The sequence below is a fragment of the Pseudomonas sp. IT-P253 genome, from assembly GCF_949768125.1.
In the GTDB taxonomy this organism is placed as follows: domain Bacteria; phylum Pseudomonadota; class Gammaproteobacteria; order Pseudomonadales; family Pseudomonadaceae; genus Aquipseudomonas.
Genome location: NZ_CATKPT010000013.1, coordinates 13017 through 28869, shown reverse-complemented (window position 1 = coordinate 28869; position 15853 = coordinate 13017). Strand labels below are relative to the sequence as shown.

16 protein-coding genes are annotated in these 15853 nt (G+C 59.6%); 10 read left to right on the top strand and 6 right to left on the bottom strand.

Annotated features, from left to right (window positions below; genetic code table 11):
- Positions 1 to 34: 34 nt before the first annotated feature.
- Positions 35 to 1060 carry a DMT family transporter gene (locus ACM6IR_RS09150; RefSeq protein ID WP_414907418.1) on the bottom strand — a complete coding sequence of 342 codons (1026 nt, stop codon included), beginning with the start codon at positions 1058 to 1060 and terminating at the stop codon, positions 35 to 37.
- On the opposite strand from ACM6IR_RS09150, the gene ACM6IR_RS09145 reads away from it, so the two are divergent.
- Together ACM6IR_RS09145 and ACM6IR_RS09140 are read left to right on the top strand one after the other, a co-directional pair.
- A complete protein-coding gene (locus ACM6IR_RS09145; RefSeq protein ID WP_414907417.1) occupies positions 1055 to 1618 on the top strand; it encodes a helix-turn-helix domain-containing protein in 564 nt (187 codons plus the stop codon). The genes ACM6IR_RS09150 and ACM6IR_RS09145 overlap by 6 nt on opposite strands.
- 109 nt (positions 1619 to 1727) lie before the next feature.
- Positions 1728 to 3170, top strand: a complete 1443-nt coding sequence (locus ACM6IR_RS09140; RefSeq protein ID WP_414907416.1) for an FAD/NAD(P)-binding protein — start codon at positions 1728 to 1730, stop codon at positions 3168 to 3170.
- A 458-nt stretch (positions 3171 to 3628) separates the two neighbouring features.
- Here ACM6IR_RS09140 and ACM6IR_RS09135 read toward each other — a convergent pair whose 3' ends face one another.
- Positions 3629 to 4369, bottom strand: coding sequence for a response regulator (locus ACM6IR_RS09135; protein ID WP_414907415.1), 741 nt, complete (start codon positions 4367 to 4369; stop codon positions 3629 to 3631).
- Positions 4370 to 4601: 232 nt separating this feature from the next.
- Here ACM6IR_RS09135 and ACM6IR_RS09130 point away from each other — a divergent pair, with 232 nt between their 5' ends.
- Positions 4602 to 5675: an alpha/beta fold hydrolase gene (locus tag ACM6IR_RS09130; RefSeq protein ID WP_414907485.1), complete on the top strand. Its 1074-nt coding sequence runs from the start codon at positions 4602 to 4604 to the stop codon at positions 5673 to 5675.
- A 108-nt stretch (positions 5676 to 5783) separates the two neighbouring features.
- Here ACM6IR_RS09130 and ppnN read toward each other — a convergent pair whose 3' ends face one another.
- A complete protein-coding gene (gene ppnN / locus ACM6IR_RS09125) occupies positions 5784 to 7157 on the bottom strand; it encodes a nucleotide 5'-monophosphate nucleosidase PpnN (protein ID WP_414907414.1) in 1374 nt (457 codons plus the stop codon).
- Positions 7158 to 7367: 210 nt separating this feature from the next.
- Here ppnN and ACM6IR_RS09120 point away from each other — a divergent pair, with 210 nt between their 5' ends.
- Positions 7368 to 7895, top strand: coding sequence for a DUF3087 domain-containing protein (locus tag ACM6IR_RS09120; RefSeq protein ID WP_414907413.1), 528 nt, complete (start codon positions 7368 to 7370; stop codon positions 7893 to 7895).
- Between the two features lie 244 nt (positions 7896 to 8139).
- Here ACM6IR_RS09120 and ACM6IR_RS09115 read toward each other — a convergent pair whose 3' ends face one another.
- Positions 8140 to 9093 (bottom strand): LysR substrate-binding domain-containing protein, encoded by a 954-nt coding sequence (locus ACM6IR_RS09115; protein ID WP_414907412.1) that lies wholly within the window; start codon positions 9091 to 9093, stop codon positions 8140 to 8142.
- Positions 9094 to 9226: 133 nt separating this feature from the next.
- On the opposite strand from ACM6IR_RS09115, the gene ACM6IR_RS09110 reads away from it, so the two are divergent.
- From ACM6IR_RS09110 to ACM6IR_RS09100, 3 genes are all read left to right on the top strand, one after another.
- Positions 9227 to 10396, top strand: coding sequence for a M20 aminoacylase family protein (locus ACM6IR_RS09110; RefSeq protein WP_414907411.1), 1170 nt, complete (start codon positions 9227 to 9229; stop codon positions 10394 to 10396).
- 46 nt (positions 10397 to 10442) lie between these two features.
- Positions 10443 to 11231, top strand: coding sequence for an ABC transporter substrate-binding protein (locus tag ACM6IR_RS09105; RefSeq protein ID WP_414907410.1), 789 nt, complete (start codon positions 10443 to 10445; stop codon positions 11229 to 11231).
- 136 nt (positions 11232 to 11367) lie between these two features.
- On the top strand, positions 11368 to 12945 hold the full coding sequence (locus ACM6IR_RS09100) for a sensor domain-containing diguanylate cyclase (protein WP_414907409.1): 1578 nt from the start codon (positions 11368 to 11370) through the stop codon (positions 12943 to 12945).
- 80 nt (positions 12946 to 13025) lie between these two features.
- Here the strand turns inward: ACM6IR_RS09100 and ACM6IR_RS09095 are convergent, their stop codons facing one another.
- Positions 13026 to 13400: a DUF2784 domain-containing protein gene (locus tag ACM6IR_RS09095; RefSeq protein ID WP_414907408.1), complete on the bottom strand. Its 375-nt coding sequence runs from the start codon at positions 13398 to 13400 to the stop codon at positions 13026 to 13028.
- Between the two features lie 77 nt (positions 13401 to 13477).
- Positions 13478 to 14404, bottom strand: a complete 927-nt coding sequence (locus tag ACM6IR_RS09090) for a diguanylate cyclase domain-containing protein (RefSeq protein ID WP_414907407.1) — start codon at positions 14402 to 14404, stop codon at positions 13478 to 13480.
- A 186-nt stretch (positions 14405 to 14590) separates the two neighbouring features.
- On the opposite strand from ACM6IR_RS09090, the gene ACM6IR_RS09085 reads away from it, so the two are divergent.
- The 3 genes from ACM6IR_RS09085 (at position 14591) to ACM6IR_RS09075 (ending at position 15826) form a co-directional block, all read left to right on the top strand.
- Positions 14591 to 15289, top strand: a complete 699-nt coding sequence (locus ACM6IR_RS09085; protein WP_414907406.1) for an AzlC family ABC transporter permease — start codon at positions 14591 to 14593, stop codon at positions 15287 to 15289.
- A complete protein-coding gene (locus ACM6IR_RS09080) occupies positions 15289 to 15600 on the top strand; it encodes an AzlD domain-containing protein (protein WP_414907484.1) in 312 nt (103 codons plus the stop codon). The genes ACM6IR_RS09085 and ACM6IR_RS09080 overlap by 1 nt, the downstream gene beginning before the upstream one ends.
- A gap of 67 nt (positions 15601 to 15667) precedes the next feature.
- Positions 15668 to 15826: a hypothetical protein gene (locus ACM6IR_RS09075; protein ID WP_414907405.1), complete on the top strand. Its 159-nt coding sequence runs from the start codon at positions 15668 to 15670 to the stop codon at positions 15824 to 15826.
- Positions 15827 to 15853 lie beyond the last annotated feature (27 nt).

Genomic DNA, 15853 nt, shown 5'->3' with positions numbered 1-15853 from the left:
ATGGCTATTGTTCAAGTACCGCAGATTTCACGGGTTACTCTTGTGTTTCCCGCTCCAACTCTTCCTCGGCGGCCGCCGCCTTACCCTTGGTCTTCAACTCACTGACAATCACCGCCGCCACAATCAACCCCGCCCCCACCAACGCAATCGCCGGCAACCGCTCCCCGGCGATCCGCCCGACAATCCCGGCCCACACCGGCTCCCCCGCATAAATCAACGTGGCCCGAGTCGGCGAGACACTCTTCTGCGCCCAGTTCATCGCCACTTGAATCGCCGCGCTGGCCGCGCCCAGGCCCAGCGCGCTGCACAGCAGCAACCAGGAAAAGTCCGGAATCCTTTCCTGGGTCGGCACCACCATCAGAAACGCCAACGCAGACGTCACCGCCAGTTGCACCACCGTCACCCGCCGCACATCGACCTGGCCGGCATAGGTGCTGATCAGAATGATCTCCGCCGCAATCGCAATCGTGCTGATCAACGTGGCGATTTCACCGGGGCTGAAATTAAACGAAGCGCCGGAAGGGCCGGACAACAGCATCAACCCGGCAAACGCCAGCATGATCCCGATGCTTGGCATCAACCCCGGTCGCCGCCCCAGCACCAGCCATTGCAGCAATGGCACAAAGGGTACGTACAACGCAGTAATAAACGCCGACTGGCTGCTGGGAATGCTCTGCAACCCGACGGTCTGCAAGCCATAACCGAGCATGATCGCCACGCCAATAAAAGCCCCGGCCTTGAGTTCGAACAGGGTCAGTTCGCGCAGGCTGCGCCAGGAAAGCAGGGCGACGATACTCGCGGCAGCGGCAAAGCGCAGGCCGACGAAAAACATCGGTCCACTGACGGTCATCGCGTGCTGCACCAGCAAAAAGGTCCCGCCCCAGACCATGGTAATCAGCACCAGCACGCATTCGGCCTTGCTGAACCGTGAGAAACGGGAGGAAGCCTGGGGAGAGTTCACCGACGTCATAACCTTGCGCGCTACCTGAGGGGGACGCACAATGCGCCGAATGTTGCGCAGTATACTGCCCAACTCCACTAAGTGAGCAATATAGTGCACAAAGATTCCGCGCAGCGGGCTTCGGTCCTCCAGCACGTCAGTCAGAACGTTCGACGTTTGCGCCATGCCGCCGACATGAGCCAGAGCGCATTGGCGCAAAAGTCCGGCGTCAGTCGACGAATGCTGGTGGCCATCGAAGCCGGCGAGAAGAACGTCAGCCTGACCACCCTCGACCGCGTGGCGGAAGCGCTGGACGTGGCCTTCAGCGACTTGATCCAGGCGCCCGATGCCCGCGACACCAGCCGCATCAACGAAGTGGCCTGGGCCGGCCTCATTCCCGGCAGCAAAGCCGTTTTACTGTCCAAAGCCACCGCCACCCGCGAGGTGGAGCAATGGGAGTGGTGCCTGCAACCGGGCGAAATTTATCCGTCGCAACCCGATGCCGAGGGCTGGAGTGAACAGATCTACGTGTTTGAAGGCTGCCTGACGTTGATGTTGGGTGACACGGCGCATGACATTGCCGCCGGCGAGTTCTTCATGTTTGCCAGCCACCAGCCTCATGCTTATCGAAACGATGGGGCGGTGGCCACGCGCTTTGTGCGAAACGTGGTGATCTAACCGTTTGCCGCAGGTGTGATGAGCTTCCGGATTGGCGGGCAAAACATTAATGTGGCATTCAGATACGCCTCAACGGCCTACATCCTCGACATTGACCAGTGAGAACGGCATGACTGAAACCCCAAGCCCAGAGGCGACTCCCGCCATCCGTCACGCAGACATCCTGATCGTCGGTGGCGGCCTCAGCGGCGCGATGCTGGCGGCGCAGTTGTTGCGTTTGCCGGGCAAACGTTCGGTGCTGGTGATTGAACCACGCGCCGAATTGGGACGGGGCGAAGCCTACAGCGCGGTCGAGTTGGGCCATACGCTCAATGGCAATGCCGCGCGCATGAGCGTCGACCCGGACAACGCCGACGACCTGACCCAATGGCTGACCGAGTACATCGCCGCCGGCGGCTGGCCGGAGTCGGATGAGCAGCATGTGCCGGTCAGTGAATTGTTCCCGCCTCGGGGGATTTTCGGCCTGTATGTGCAGCAGCGACTGGCTGAGGCGCAAGCTGTCGGGGCGCTGAACGGTTCAACGGTCGAGCACGTGCGGGCAGAGGTGGTTGATCTGCAAACGCAGGATGATTCGGTGCGGCTGAGCCTGAGCGACGGACAACGGCTGCAGGGCACGTTTGCGGTGCTGGCCACCGGGATGTTCCCGGCCGCGCGCACACCCCAGACCGAGTCCAGCGGTTTGAACGCCGCCGCACTTGATCCGTGGGATGTCGCCGCCATGCGGCAGCTCGATCCGCAGTCGACGGTGCTGATCATCGGTTCGGGCCTGACCATGGTCGATGCCGTGGTGTCGCTGGAACAGGCCGGGCATCTGGGGCCGATTGAAGTGTTTTCCCGGCATGGCTTGTTGCCTCACGTCCGTCGACAGCCACCGGCCTGGGTGGACTTTCTTGCCGAGGATCAGAGCCTTCGCACACCGAGACAATTGGTGCGTGAGCTGCGACGGCAGTGCCGGGACGCCATCGCGCAAGGCATCGACTGGCAAGCGCCACTGGATACTGTGCGGGCGCATATCGGGCGGTTGTGGAATCAGGCGACGGACGTGCAGCGTCGGCAGTTCGTGCGACATGTTCGACCGTGGTGGGAAAGTCATCACCACCGCTCGCCACCGCTGAGTGCCGAACTGGTGGCGCGGTTGCACGGGGAAGGGCGTTTGCGGATTCAGGCGGCGTCGTTCAAAGGACTGGAGTCGTCATTGGGCGGTGAGGTCAGTATCCGTATTCGCCGTCGTGGTGAGACTGAAACTTGCGTGGTCAGTGGTGCGGCGTTGATCAATTCCAGCGGCATCGAATATGACTGGCGCCGGGTTGCGCGACCGTTGCCACAGCAATTGCTGGCGCGTGGGTTGATTCGGCCAGGGCCGTTGGCGTTGGGGATTGCGGCGGCTGTTGATGGTGCGGTTTTGGATGCCGAGGGGCGGGTCGCCAGTCGACTGTTTGCCATGGGGCCGCCGTTGCGGGGGATGTGGTGGGAGAGTACGGCTGTTACCGATGTGGCGAGTCAGGCTAAGGCGCTGGCCGTTCGCCTGGCATCACCTTCGTTTTTGCGGTGAGCCGGTGCGTCAAGATCAAACGCGCTATGTCGATCCAATATCCACCGTAGGAGCGAGCTTGCTCGCGATGGATGAACGATAACGCGTGCTGTCTGGAAAAATGCGTCGCCTTCGAATTCATCGTCGGAACGCCGCCCGGAGCAAGCTCGCTCCTACATTGCTCGCGAAGCTCTTGATCTTGCCGTTGCTTTGCTTCGGCTTCAGATCTGCCGCCCCTTTCCCAGAGGCCGAACGCAGGCGTTGCGCAGGGGGCACCGCGGCAAGGATGCCGGAGTGAGGGCATGCCGAGCCTTAGCGAGGCGCCGAATGGAGGGGCAAGACTTTTTGGTTACTTTTGACTGGGCCGGCATTCCGGGCGTTTGTCAAAAGTGACTCGCTGTAAGAGAGAAACCGCCAGCCGCCGCACCCAAAAAAACGGATATACACACAATCCCCCCAAAAAATGCTCCAAGAAATTGTCACGACTCAGCACCAAGCAATTCCACAGGATAAGAAAACACATACCCTTCGCTACGCACGGTTTTGATGTAAGTCGATTCCTTAGGATCATCCTTCAATCGCTGACGCAAACGGCTCACCAGCAAATCAATGGAACGGTCAAACAGATCGGCATCGCGCCCCTGGGTCAGGTTCAGTAACTGGTCGCGGCTGAGTACCCGTTGCGGATGATCGAGAAACACCCGCAACAGTCGGTATTCGGCACCGCTGAGAGCGACCATCGTCCCGTCTTCGTCCAGCAAGTGGCGTGCGCTGGTGTCCAGGCGCCAGCGGCCGAAACCGAGCAGCCGGCCGGTTTCAGTGATCAGCAGGTTCGGCGGCAGCATTCGCGTACGGCGCAGCACGGCGTTGATCCGCGCCAGTAGCTCGCGGGCGGCGAAGGGCTTGGTCAGGTAATCGTCGGCGCCCATTTCCAGGCCCAGGATTCGATCGGTTTCGTCATTGCGTGCGGTGAGCATCAGGATCGGTGTGGCTTTGTGCTTGCCCGAGCGCAATTCGCGGCACAGCAACAGGCCGTCATCGCCGGGCATCATGATGTCCAGCACGATCAGGTCCACCTGATTGGTTTCCAGAAAGCTGCGCATCTGCCGACCATCGGCAACCACGGTGGTGCGCAGGCCGTTCTTCTTCAGGTAGTTGCCAACCAGTTCGCGGATCTCGCGATCGTCATCGACGATCAGGATGTGGTTCACATGGTCCATTGCTCATCCCTCTTGTTACTCGCACGTTGCGCATTCCCGAGCGCCACGGTGCACCTGCCCATGGGTTTTGTATCGCATTGTATCCGCAGCCCCGTGGGACACCTTACGCCTCAATAACAGCGTTTTACGACACATGCCGGATACCTCGGGTCGATTGAATGGGTTCCATCGAGATGCGTCCACTACCCCTATCGCTGCCCGCAGCCGACTGACAGGAGCGTTCACCGTGAAGATGACTGTGTTAAGCAACAAAGCCCCTAAACGCCGCCGTTTGATCGGTCCCTCTGTCTTCGCCTTTGCGCTGATGCAGTTCGGTGCCCTCGGTGCCGCTCATGCGCAAACCAGCGACGCTGCGAGCGTGGCGCCGGCGGCGGCTAATACAGGCACGGTCAAGCCGGATGCGCACGCCTCGTTCGGCCCGCTGAAGCATGTCGAGGCCGGTTTGCTGAATGTCGCTTACGCGGAGGTTGGCCCGGCCGACGGTCCTGTGGTGATTCTTCTGCACGGCTGGCCCTACGACATACACAGTTATGTCGATGTGGCTCCCTTGCTGGCGGCGCGGGGTTATCGGGTGCTCATCCCGTATGCCCGTGGTTACGGCGATACACACTTGCGGTCTGCCAACACCGTTCGCAACGGCCAGCCCACCGCGTTGGCCAGTGACGTCATCGACTTCATGGACGCACTCAAGATCAAGCGGGCCGTGCTCGGTGGCTACGATTGGGGGGCGCGCTCGGCTGATATCGTCGCGGCGCTCTGGCCGGAGCGGGTGCAGGCGCTGGTCTCGGTGAGTGGCTACCTCATCGGAAACCAGGCCGCGGGCAAGAACCCGTTGCCGCCCAAGGCCGAATTGCAGTGGTGGTACCAGTTCTACTTCGCGACCGAACGCGGTCAGGCTGGTTACGAAAAAAATCGCCACGACTTCGCCAGGTTGATCTGGGAGCTGGCGTCACCGAAATGGGCGTTTGACGACGCCACGTTCGACCGCAGCGCGGCGGCCCTGGATAACCCCGATCATGTGGCGATCACGATTTTCAACTATCGCTGGCGGTTGGGCATGATTCAGGGCGAACCCCAGTATGAAGCGCTGGAGCAGCGGCTGGCCAAGGCTCCGCCCATTACTGTGCCGACCATTACGCTCGAAGGCGACGCCAATGGCGCGCCGCATCCGGCGGCCGAGGATTATGCGAAGCGGTTCACCGGCAAATATGAGTACCGGCTGATCAGCGGCGGGATTGGCCATAACTTGCCGCAGGAAGATCCGCAGGCCTTTGCCAAGGCAGTGATTGACGCTGATCACTTGTAGGCGCGAGCCTGCTCGCGATGAACGTCAACGATAACGCGTGTTTGCTGCTCAAACGCGTTGCTCTGACGTTTTTCGCGAGCAAGCTCGCTCCCACAGGGGGTTGTGGGGTTATGCAACTACCTGATAACACGGTACATACGCCGCGCCACCCGGTAGCTTCATCCGGTGCTGGGCAACGAATGCCTTGAGCAGCTGTTCGAGTGGTTTCATGACCGCCACATCGCCACGGATCTGGTACGGCCCGTGTTGTTCGATCAGGCGGATGCCCTTGTCCTTGACGTTTCCGGCGACGATGCCGGAGAACGCCCGGCGCAGGTTGGCGGCCAGTTCGTGGGCTGGCAATTCGCGGCTCAGTTTCAGGTTGGCCATGTTCTCGTGGGTCGGGTCGAACGGGCGCTGGAAGCCTTCGTCGATCTTTAGCAGCCAGTTGAAGTGGAACGCGTCGTTACGCTCGCGGCGGAACTGCTTCACTGCTTTGAGGCCGGCAGTCATCTGCCGCGCGACTTCAGCCGGGTCGTCGATGATGACCACATAGTGCTGCTTCGCCGCTTCACCGAGGGTGGCGCCGACAAAAGCATCCAGTTGTTCCAGATACGGTGCCGCGTGCCTCGGCCCGGTCAGGATGACCGGGAAGGGCAGGCCGGCGTTGCCCGGGTGCATCAGGATGCCGAGCAGGTACAGGAACTCTTCGGCCGTGCCAGCACCGCCCGGGAAAATGATGATGCCGTGGCCGACGCGCACGAAGGCTTCCAGACGTTTTTCGATGTCCGGCAGGATCACCAGTTCGTTGACGATCGGGTTCGGCGCTTCGGCGGCGATAATGCCCGGCTCGGTCAAACCGAGGTAACGGCCACCGTGGATACGCTGTTTGGCGTGGGCGATGGTTGCGCCTTTCATCGGGCCTTTCATCACGCCCGGGCCGCAGCCCGTGCAGATGTCCAGGCTGCGCAGGCCCAGTTCATGGCCGACTTTCTTGGTGTATTTGTATTCTTCGGTGTTGATCGAGTGGCCACCCCAGCACACCACGATCTTCGGCTCGACGCCGGGGCGCAGGGTGCGGGCGTTGCGCAGCAGGTGGAACACGTAGTCGCTGATGCCCTGGGAATTGCTCAGGTCGATGCGTTGGCTGTCGAGTTCGTTTTCGGTGTAGACGATGTCGCGCAGGGCACTGAACAGCATCTCGCGGGTGCTGGCGATCATTTCACCGTCGACGAAGGCGTCGGCGGGGGCGTTCAGCAGTTCGAGGCGCACGCCACGGTCCTGCTGGTGAATGCGGATTTCGAAATCCTTGTAGGCTTCGAGGATGGTCTTGGCGTTATCAACGTGGGCGCCGGTGTTGAGAATGGCCAGGGCGCACTGGCGGAAGAGGGTATAGGTGCTGCCGGTTCCGGCTTCGCTCAGTTGCTGAACTTCACGTTGCGAGAGGGTTTCCAGGCTACCTTTAGGGCTGACAGAGGCGTTGATTACATGTCTTTGGGTCATTCAATGATCCTTAAAACGATGTCATTCAGACAGGCAAATGGCATCCGAATAGTGTGAATCCATAAAGAAGATGGCACGAACTGCGCTGGATCGCCATTTCCCCGTTTGACGATGAAAAGATGCAAAGGAGCCCCAGCATAGCTAAATCCTCCGCAGAGGCGATAATGCAGGCCAGTCTTTTTGTCCACGACGTTAAGGAAACCTGCCGCGATGTTCGAAATCCAGCCGATGAACGCCGAAACCTTTCGACAACAGACACGGCGCAGCACGGTGATTATTGCCCTGATTTTCCTGACGCTGGCGATGGTGTTGTCCACTACGGCGGTGGCCGTGTTCGGTGAGCCCGGCGGCGACAACCTGCGGTTCAACGTCGGCGGGGTGTTTGTCGCCGTATTGCTGATGGTGGCGCTGATGCGCGGTAAATTCTGGACCCAGGAATGGATGGCGCCGGCGGTTTATGGCTGGCGGCTCAAGCGCAGCCTGATGAGCGTCACCAACGTCATGCACCAGGTGACGGCGGCGGTAGAGGCGGGTGATCCCACCGCCTTGAAACTGCTGCGCTTCTATCACCTGGGCTTGAGCCAGATGCATGAACTGGACGGCAACTCCAGCGACCACGGTCAGTTGACCCGTGAAATGGATCTGCACAAGGCGCGGATGGACGCGCTGGGCATCGAAACCGAACAGACGCAATTGAATCCCGCCTGGCTTGAGGCGGTGAAGCAGACACCTCGGTAAGACCTCTGGTGTGACAGCCGCAACGCAAACCTTGTAGCAGCTGGCGAAGCCTGCGTTCGGCTGCGAAGCAGTCGTAAAGTCAGACAATGCGGTGCGTCAGACCCACCGGGTACTTAGGGTTTACGACTGCTACGCAGCCGAACGCAGGCTTCGCCAGCTGCTACGGACTGCGTTATGGCTTAACTGACTGGCATTTTTCGATTGACGCCGCGTTTATCCGCGGTAGCACCGAGACTGCGCGGTCTCAAACCCGCAGGCGAAGGGTTTCAAAGAGTTCCCGGTCTTCTTTTTTCGCCGAACGGGCATGGCGCCGAATGACTTGCAACAGGCAATCGGTGAAGCACAGCGCCGGATTGCTCAGTGAGCCATTGCGGCGTGTGACGATACTCAGCTGTCGGGGTTCGAACTGTTCGGCCAGCCCCAGGGACACCAACCGGCCGAGGAACGATGGGGCAATGCTGACGATGGATGGCCCCCAGGTGCACATGTCCGCCTGCTCGACCATCATCTGCAGTATGGCCAGCGAGTGGGCCCGTACGATTCGTTTCTCATCGATCTGCGCGCCGTGTTTCCAGAACAGCTCCTGCATCAACCCATCGTGCCCGTCACGGGCGTAGTTCAAGGTCCAGTTCTGCTCCAGCAGTTCATGGATCGACCGAGCGTTTTGCTGTGCATGGCCCTGGCGGACCAGCACTGACGTCTGGTAATCGAGCAAGGTTTCGCAGGCAAACTCCTGGCTTGATTGCCCAGGGGGAAGCTGGCCGATCGCAAAATCCATGCTGCCATCGCGCAACAATGGCTGGGCGACGGCCATCAGGCTTTCGAACAGCTCCAGGCGGATTTCCGGCATGCGTTCGCGAAAGACCAGGACCACTTCGGGCAGGAAGGTCAGGGCAATCCAGGGTGCGATCCCGACACAGAGCCGTCCTTGAGCCTTGCCGCGCATGTGGTCGAGCTCAGTTTGCGCATGCTCGAGTTGCTTGATCACGAGCCGGGCGTGGGTCAGCAATACTTTTCCGTACTCGGTGAAGTTCAGGCCACTGGGCGTTCGGCTGAACAGCGGCAGTTGCTGAGCGGTTTCCAGCTCGCGCAACGCTTTGGTCACCGCCGCCTGGGACATACCCAGCGAGCGCGCCGCCGCCCGGATGCTGCCGGTTTCGGCACCGGCAATCAGTGCTTGTAATTGATGCAGCTTCATCTGCTTACCCTGGAGACAACTGATGGTTGTCATCATAACCAAACTGCGTCTCCCCAGCCCAGCGCCCGTTCCCTAAGATCGACTGCAACAGCGCTTTAAGCTGGCGCTCAAACCCTATCGAAGGAGTACACCCATGGATGCCTGCCATGTCTTGCCTGGTATTGCAGCGATGCAGGATGAAATGATCGCGTTGCGTCACAGCATCCACGCGCACCCCGAGTTGGGCTTTGAAGAGTTCGCCACCAGTGAGCGGGTTGCCGCGTGTTTGACGCAATGGGGCTATGACGTAAGCACCGGCGTGGGCAAGACCGGTGTCGTCGCCACCTTGAAAAATGGCGAAGGGCGGTCCATCGGTTTGCGTGCCGACATGGACGCGCTGCCGATTCAGGAGACCACGGGGTTGCCCTACGCCAGCCGGATCGACGGTGTCATGCATGCCTGCGGCCACGATGGTCATACGGCAACCCTGCTGGCGGCAGCCAAATACCTGGCGCAGACCCGGTCGTTCAACGGCACCGTGCAGCTGATTTTCCAACCGGCCGAAGAAGGGTTGGGCGGTGCCCGGAAAATGCTGGAGGAAGGGCTGCTGGAACGCTTCCCGTGTGACGCGATTTTCGCCATGCACAACGTGCCGGGTTATCCGGTCGGGCATCTGGGGTTCTACAGCGGCCCGTTTATGGCGTCGGCCGATACGGTGAACATCAAGATCATCGGCAATGGCGGTCATGGCGCGGTCCCGCACAAGGCCATCGACCCGGTGGTGGTGTGCGCTTCGATCGTGATCGCGCTGCAAAGCATCGTCTCGCGCAACGTCAATCCGCAGGACATGGCGATCATCACGGTGGGTTCAATCCACGCCGGAAGCGCTTCGAACGTCATTCCGTCCAGTGCCGCGATGAGCTTGAGCGTGCGCGCGCTGACCCCCGAGATTCGCCACTTGCTCGAAGTCAGAATTACCGACCTGGTAAACGGTCAGGCGGCCAGCTTTGGCGCCAGGGCCGACATCGACTATCAGCATTGTCATCCGGTGTTGATCAACCACCCCGAGCCCACCGCGTTGGCCCGAGAAGTCGCGCGCGAGTGGTTGGGCGAAGAGCGATTGATCGACGACCTGCGGCCCTTCACGGCGAGTGAGGACTTTGCCTTCATCCTGGAGAAATGCCCCGGCAGCTATCTGGTGATCGGCAACGGCGACGGGGACAGCGGTTGCCTGTTGCACAACCCCGGCTATGACTTCAATGATGCTTGCCTGCCGGTCGGGGCGAGCTACTGGGTCAAGTTGGTTGAGCGTTTTCTAAATTGAGACGCCGTATTTTCGTGCGTCATGCCTGGCCTGAAAGGAAAAAATAATGAACAAGATGATGGCGGCTGTTTCACTGGTGTTGTTGACGGCATCTAGCCTGGCCGGCGCGGCCGACTGGTCTGGAAAAGTCTTGAAGCTGGGGATCGACCCCACGTACCCACCGCTGGAATACAAGAACCAGGACGGCACGCTGACCGGTTTCGGGGTCGACATCGCCGAGGCACTGTGCGCTGAGCTGCACGCTCATTGCGTCTGGGTAGAAAGTAGCTGGGACGGGATGATCCCGGCGCTGCTGGCGCGCAAGTTCGATGCGGTGGCCTCCTCGATGACTGTCACACCCAAGCGTCTGGAGCAGATTGCATTTACCGACAAGGTGTCCAATGCGCCGGCTCGACTGGTGGTCAAACGTGGCTCTGGCCTGCTGCCGACGCTTGAATCGCTCAAGGGCAAACGCATTGGTGTAGAGCAGGGGTCGACCCAAGAGGCGTTTGCGAAAGCCGTCTGGGGTTCGAAGGGCGTGGAAGTTCTGTCCTATCAGAATCAGGATCAGGTCTATGCCGACCTGGTGGTGGGACGACTGGATGCCGCGTTGCAGGGCTCCATCCAGGCCAGTTACGGCTTTTTGAACACGGCGCAGGGCAAGGACTATGAGTTTTCCGGCGCGACCCTGGATGACCCGGCTTTTTTCGGCGTTGGGGATGGCATCGGTGTGCGCAAGAGCGACGTCGAACTGCGCGAAGACTTGAACAAAGCCCTGGCAACGATTCTCGCCAACGGCACTTACGAGCGGATCAACAAAAAATACTTTGATTTCGATATCTACGGGGCGAAATAACGCCGCCTCTCGGGTAAATCCTCCCCCGCCGGGTGCTTGATGAGGCATAGTTGCCTGACACCAGGCGGCTCATGCGGTCCTGGTCATAAAAAGGGTGAACGAAGAATCGCCATGTGATCAGGATCCAGGGAGCCTCATGGGCCATCCATCCATTAAAGATCGTATTGAAAAATCCCGATCTGCCTTGCCCTTGATAGCCGAGCAGGCTGGGGCAACGCTCAAGGTTCGCTCGGTGGTGTTTCTGCTCGTAGCGGTGTGCCTGTCCATGACGGCAATCGTGATTTGGGAAGCCTGGAATTCGCGCCAGTACCATCTGCATGACAAAGAAGTGGCGATGTCCAACCTGGCGCAGACCCTGGCTTCGCAAGCTCAAGCATCGATCAAACAAGCCGACACGCTCCTGTTTTCCTTGGTGGACCGCCTCGAAAACGATGGCATGGGACCGGCGCAACTGCCCCGCCTGCAACGTCTGCTCAGCGCCCAGCGCAGTGAACTGGCACAGCTTCATGGTTTGTTCGTGTATGACGAAGAAGGGCGCTGGGTCGTCAACTCCAATGGCGCTGAACTACCCGGTGCGAATAATTCCGACCGCGAATACTTTATCTTCCATCGCGATCATCCTGACCGTGGGCCCCACATCGGTCCGTCGATAAAGAGCCGTTCGAGCGGTGAATGGATCATGACCGTGTCGCGCCGTTTCAATCATCCCGACGGCCGCTTTGCCGGCGTGGCATTGGCAACGATCTATCTCAGCCATTTCCTCGAGCTCTACGACAGCATCGACATGGGCAGTAACGGCGTGATCAACCTGTTTGCCGATGACGCGACCATAGTGGTACGGCGGCCGTTCAAAGAGGCTGAAGTGGGAACCAGCGTGGCGAATGGTCCACTCTTCACGCAGTTGTTGCCCAAGGGCAACGCCGGCACTGCGACGATCAGATCGGTGATCGATGGCGTGGAGCGAGTGGTGGGATTTCGACGGGTCGAGGGGTATCCGTTGACTGTCCTCGCCGCGCTCAACAAGGACGAAGTCCTGGCCGGCTGGCGCAAGGAATCAATGCTGAGCGCGGGCATCGTGGCATTGTTGCTGGGGTTTTTAGGCATTTTCGGTTATCGCCTCATTCGCCTCATGAAGCAGCAGAATCATGTTCAGAGCGTATTGCTGGAGGCTCAGGAAAAACTCATCGAGGTCAATCGCAGCCTCGAGTTGCTGGCCCTGGAAGACGCGCTCACGGGGCTTTCCAATCGGCGCCAGTTTGACTTGTTCATCCAGGCGGAAGTAGGCCGTGCCAAGCGTAGCCTGACCAGCCTCGCTCTTCTGATGATTGACGTCGACCATTTCAAACTGTTCAACGATCGCTATGGCCATTTGGCCGGCGATGAGTGCCTGCGCAACATCAGCGCGATCATTACCGACAACATCAAGCGGCCGGGTGACTTGGCCGCCCGTTATGGCGGTGAAGAGTTTGCGGTGGTGCTGCCCGGTACTGATTATGTGGGGGCGTTCCTGGTCGCGGAAAAAATTCGTCGCTCGGTTCAGCAAGCCGGCATCCAGCACAGTGAGGGAGCCGAGGGCTTGGTGACGGTCAGCCTGGGTGTCGCTGCTTACAATCCGGCGTCACAAGCCCGGCCCAACGACCTGCTCGATGCAGCCGACAAGGCGCTGTACGTGGCCAAGGCCAGCGGGCGGAACATGAGCGTTATTGCCAACTGAACCCAGACAATCCGGTGGTTGCCCTCAACCCGCTGGCTGGACAGGTAAGATCCCGGGTCGCCTCCAAAGACTGCGATTCTTTAGCCGGCCCGGCGTAACTTCCACAATCTGATCAACCGAACATAGACTGCCACGTTGATCGCCAGCCCCACGCTGCCCAACCCTAGCTGAATTGTGGGTGTCAGCCCGGCCGGATAAATGATTGGCCACACGTAATGTTCGATGAAACCGTCGCCGTAGCCGGTTTGCCCGGCCGCATGGCGCATCAGGTTTTCCCAGTGGGTGAGCGGGCAGGTCAGCTGGAAGACTTCTACGATCACGCCCCACGCGGCAGCGGGCAGGTGCCACCCGATCAAGTGGCGCCATTTGAGTGCCAGCAGCCCGCCGAACAGCACGAACAGAATGAACAGCAGATGAAACAGCACCAACCCATCGGCAGCGATTCGGTAAAGCATCTCGACTCCCTGGTGTATCAGGCGAATCGTTTCATGGTACTCGGGTGGGTTGTGCTGGCTCTACCCATTAAAGGCGCTTAAGGAAACTCGGCAAATTCGGCGCGCATCCGGCCGTTGTGCTTGGCCTTGTAGAGCAATTTGTCGACCTGTCCGACGAACTCCAGCGCCGTTGTCTCTGGCGAAGCCTTGATGGTGCCGACGCCGAGACTGAAGCTCAGCAGCGACGACACTGCCGAGAATTCGTGGGGGATTTGTTGTTGGCGGATCAGGTTCAGGCATTTACGCGCTACTTGCCTGGCGGATTCGGCATCGGTTTGGGGCAGGAGCCAGACAAACTCTTCACCGCCGATCCGGGCGATGAAGTCCTTCGGTCGATTGGCCGCGAGCGACAGGGTCTGGGCGACACGACGCAAACATTCGTCACCCTTGAGGTGCCCGTAATGGTCGTTGAACTGTTTGAAGTAATCGATATCCAGAATGATCAGCGACATGGCTGATCCACTGCACTGGGCATTGCTCCATTCGCGCTCCAGCACGGTGTCGAACATGCGCCGGTTGGCGATACCCGTCAGGCCATCCTGGAAGGAATATTCCTCGAGTTGCTTCTGCAGGCGATTGAGGTGCTCTTCGGTTTTCTTGCGCTCGCTGATGTCGAACATGAAGCCCACCAGCGCTTCCACTTCCCCGTCCTTGCGCACCACGTGCACCACGTCGCGAATCCACACGTAGTCGCCGTTGTGGGTCAGTGCGCGATAGTCCGCTTCATGGTCCACTCCGGCCCGGGATTGCGACACACAGAATTCCACCACGTAATCCCGATCATCCGGGTGCATGCGCTCAACCCAGTCGTTGACCGAGACCCAGCTGTCCTGTTTCCAACCCAGCAACGCCTCTATCTGCGGACCGATGTAGCTGAAGGTCATGGTTTTCCAGTCGATCCGCCAGGGAATCGCTTTGGTCGATTCAAGCAGGGTTTTGTAGACGTCGGTATCGACTGAACTCATGGCGGGCCAGACCTCAATGAAAAATGCAGCGCCATCATGTTGCTACTATCGTGTCGAATCAAGCGTGCAGCCGATGAATGGACAAAGTTCGCGGCGCACGTTCGCCGCACAAGTGCGCAAGATTGTTCAAGCCATCGGCCGTGACTGCTGGCACAGTCTGAGGTCTTTCCCTGGTTGTAGAGCGTTATGTCCAACTCATTCATGCCACGCAGTGCCTTTCTTCGCGGCGCCGTGGCGATCATGCCGTTGTCCCTGGCGACCGCGCCCTGGGGTTTGCTGGCCGGCTCCATGGCGATCGAAGCCAATCTCACGCCCCTGCAAGGCCAAGGCCTGTCGAGCATCGTATTTGCCGGGGCCGCCCAATTGGTGGCGATCGGAATGCTCAAGGGCGGGGCCGGGATCTTTTCGATTCTGCTGACGACGTTGTTGCTGACCTCCCAGCATTTGCTTTACGGGATGAGCCTGCGTTCGGTGATTTCACCGTTGCCGGGGCGTTGGCGGATGGGGCTGGGCTTTCTGCTCACTGATGAGCTGTTTGCCCTGACCAGCCAGCATGACAAACAACAGTTCAATCGCTGGTACGCGTTGGGTGTCGGCCTGACGTTCTACATCGCCTGGAACCTCTTCACCCTGGCCGGCATCGTGCTGGGTAGCAGCATTCCGGGGCTGGAACACCTGGGGCTGGATTTCTCCATCGCCGCGACTTTCATCGCCCTGATCACCCCGGTGGTGCGCAGCGTACCGACCGTGGTGTGCGTGGCGGTGTCGCTGTTCTGTTCGGTGCTGTTCAGCTACTGGCAATGGGGCTCGGCGTTGGTGCTGTCGGGGTTGGCGGGCATGACGGCTGGCTTTGTCTGCAATAAATTCCATGGGGCGCGCACATGATGGTCTGGGCGGTGATTGTCGGAATGGGGGTATTGGTTTTCCTCAACCGTTACGTGTTTCTCGAGCCGCGGTTGCCGGTACGCCTGAGCAGCAATGCCCGGCAGTTTCTGGGCTTTGCCGTACCGGGCATGCTGACGGCAATTTGCGGGCCGATAGTGTTCATGCCTGACAAACAACTGAATCTGCACTGGGATAACCCGTACCTCATCAGTTCGCTGGTGGCGGTGGGGCTGGTGCTTTACACCCGCAACACCTTGCTCAGCATGTTGTTGAGCATGGGGTTTTTCTTTTTGCTGCGTTGGTGGCTTTGAACCGGGGGCTTTGAAAGTGTTCTACGCTTAATATGGATGAGTGATCCCTTCGGGAAGAGAGGTAGACATGGCTACTGAGCAAAAGCATCCGGAGGCGGAAGAAGACGTGGATGAACCTTCGGAAGAAGAGATTGAGGAGCAGAAGCGTTCGACACCGGACTGGAAACATCCGGACGATGGTAAAGAATTGTCAGAGCGCGATATGGAGATTCCTTTGAAGCCCTGAATGGGGTTTTGATTGGGTGTACATATC

Coding starts and splice junctions, on each gene's coding strand:
- ACM6IR_RS09140 (WP_414907416.1), top strand. CDS start 1,728: ATGACTGAAACCCCAAGCCCAGAGGCGACTCCCGCCATCCGTCACGCA.
- ACM6IR_RS09135 (WP_414907415.1), bottom strand. CDS start 4,369: ATGGACCATGTGAACCACATCCTGATCGTCGATGACGATCGCGAGATC.
- ACM6IR_RS09130 (WP_414907485.1), top strand. CDS start 4,602: ATGACTGTGTTAAGCAACAAAGCCCCTAAACGCCGCCGTTTGATCGGT.
- ppnN (WP_414907414.1), bottom strand. CDS start 7,157: ATGACCCAAAGACATGTAATCAACGCCTCTGTCAGCCCTAAAGGTAGC.
- ACM6IR_RS09120 (WP_414907413.1), top strand. CDS start 7,368: ATGTTCGAAATCCAGCCGATGAACGCCGAAACCTTTCGACAACAGACA.
- ACM6IR_RS09115 (WP_414907412.1), bottom strand. CDS start 9,093: ATGAAGCTGCATCAATTACAAGCACTGATTGCCGGTGCCGAAACCGGC.
- ACM6IR_RS09110 (WP_414907411.1), top strand. CDS start 9,227: ATGGATGCCTGCCATGTCTTGCCTGGTATTGCAGCGATGCAGGATGAA.
- ACM6IR_RS09105 (WP_414907410.1), top strand. CDS start 10,443: ATGAACAAGATGATGGCGGCTGTTTCACTGGTGTTGTTGACGGCATCT.
- ACM6IR_RS09100 (WP_414907409.1), top strand. CDS start 11,368: ATGGGCCATCCATCCATTAAAGATCGTATTGAAAAATCCCGATCTGCC.
- ACM6IR_RS09095 (WP_414907408.1), bottom strand. CDS start 13,400: ATGCTTTACCGAATCGCTGCCGATGGGTTGGTGCTGTTTCATCTGCTG.
- ACM6IR_RS09090 (WP_414907407.1), bottom strand. CDS start 14,404: ATGAGTTCAGTCGATACCGACGTCTACAAAACCCTGCTTGAATCGACC.
- ACM6IR_RS09085 (WP_414907406.1), top strand. CDS start 14,591: ATGTCCAACTCATTCATGCCACGCAGTGCCTTTCTTCGCGGCGCCGTG.
- ACM6IR_RS09080 (WP_414907484.1), top strand. CDS start 15,289: ATGGTCTGGGCGGTGATTGTCGGAATGGGGGTATTGGTTTTCCTCAAC.
- ACM6IR_RS09075 (WP_414907405.1), top strand. CDS start 15,668: ATGGCTACTGAGCAAAAGCATCCGGAGGCGGAAGAAGACGTGGATGAA.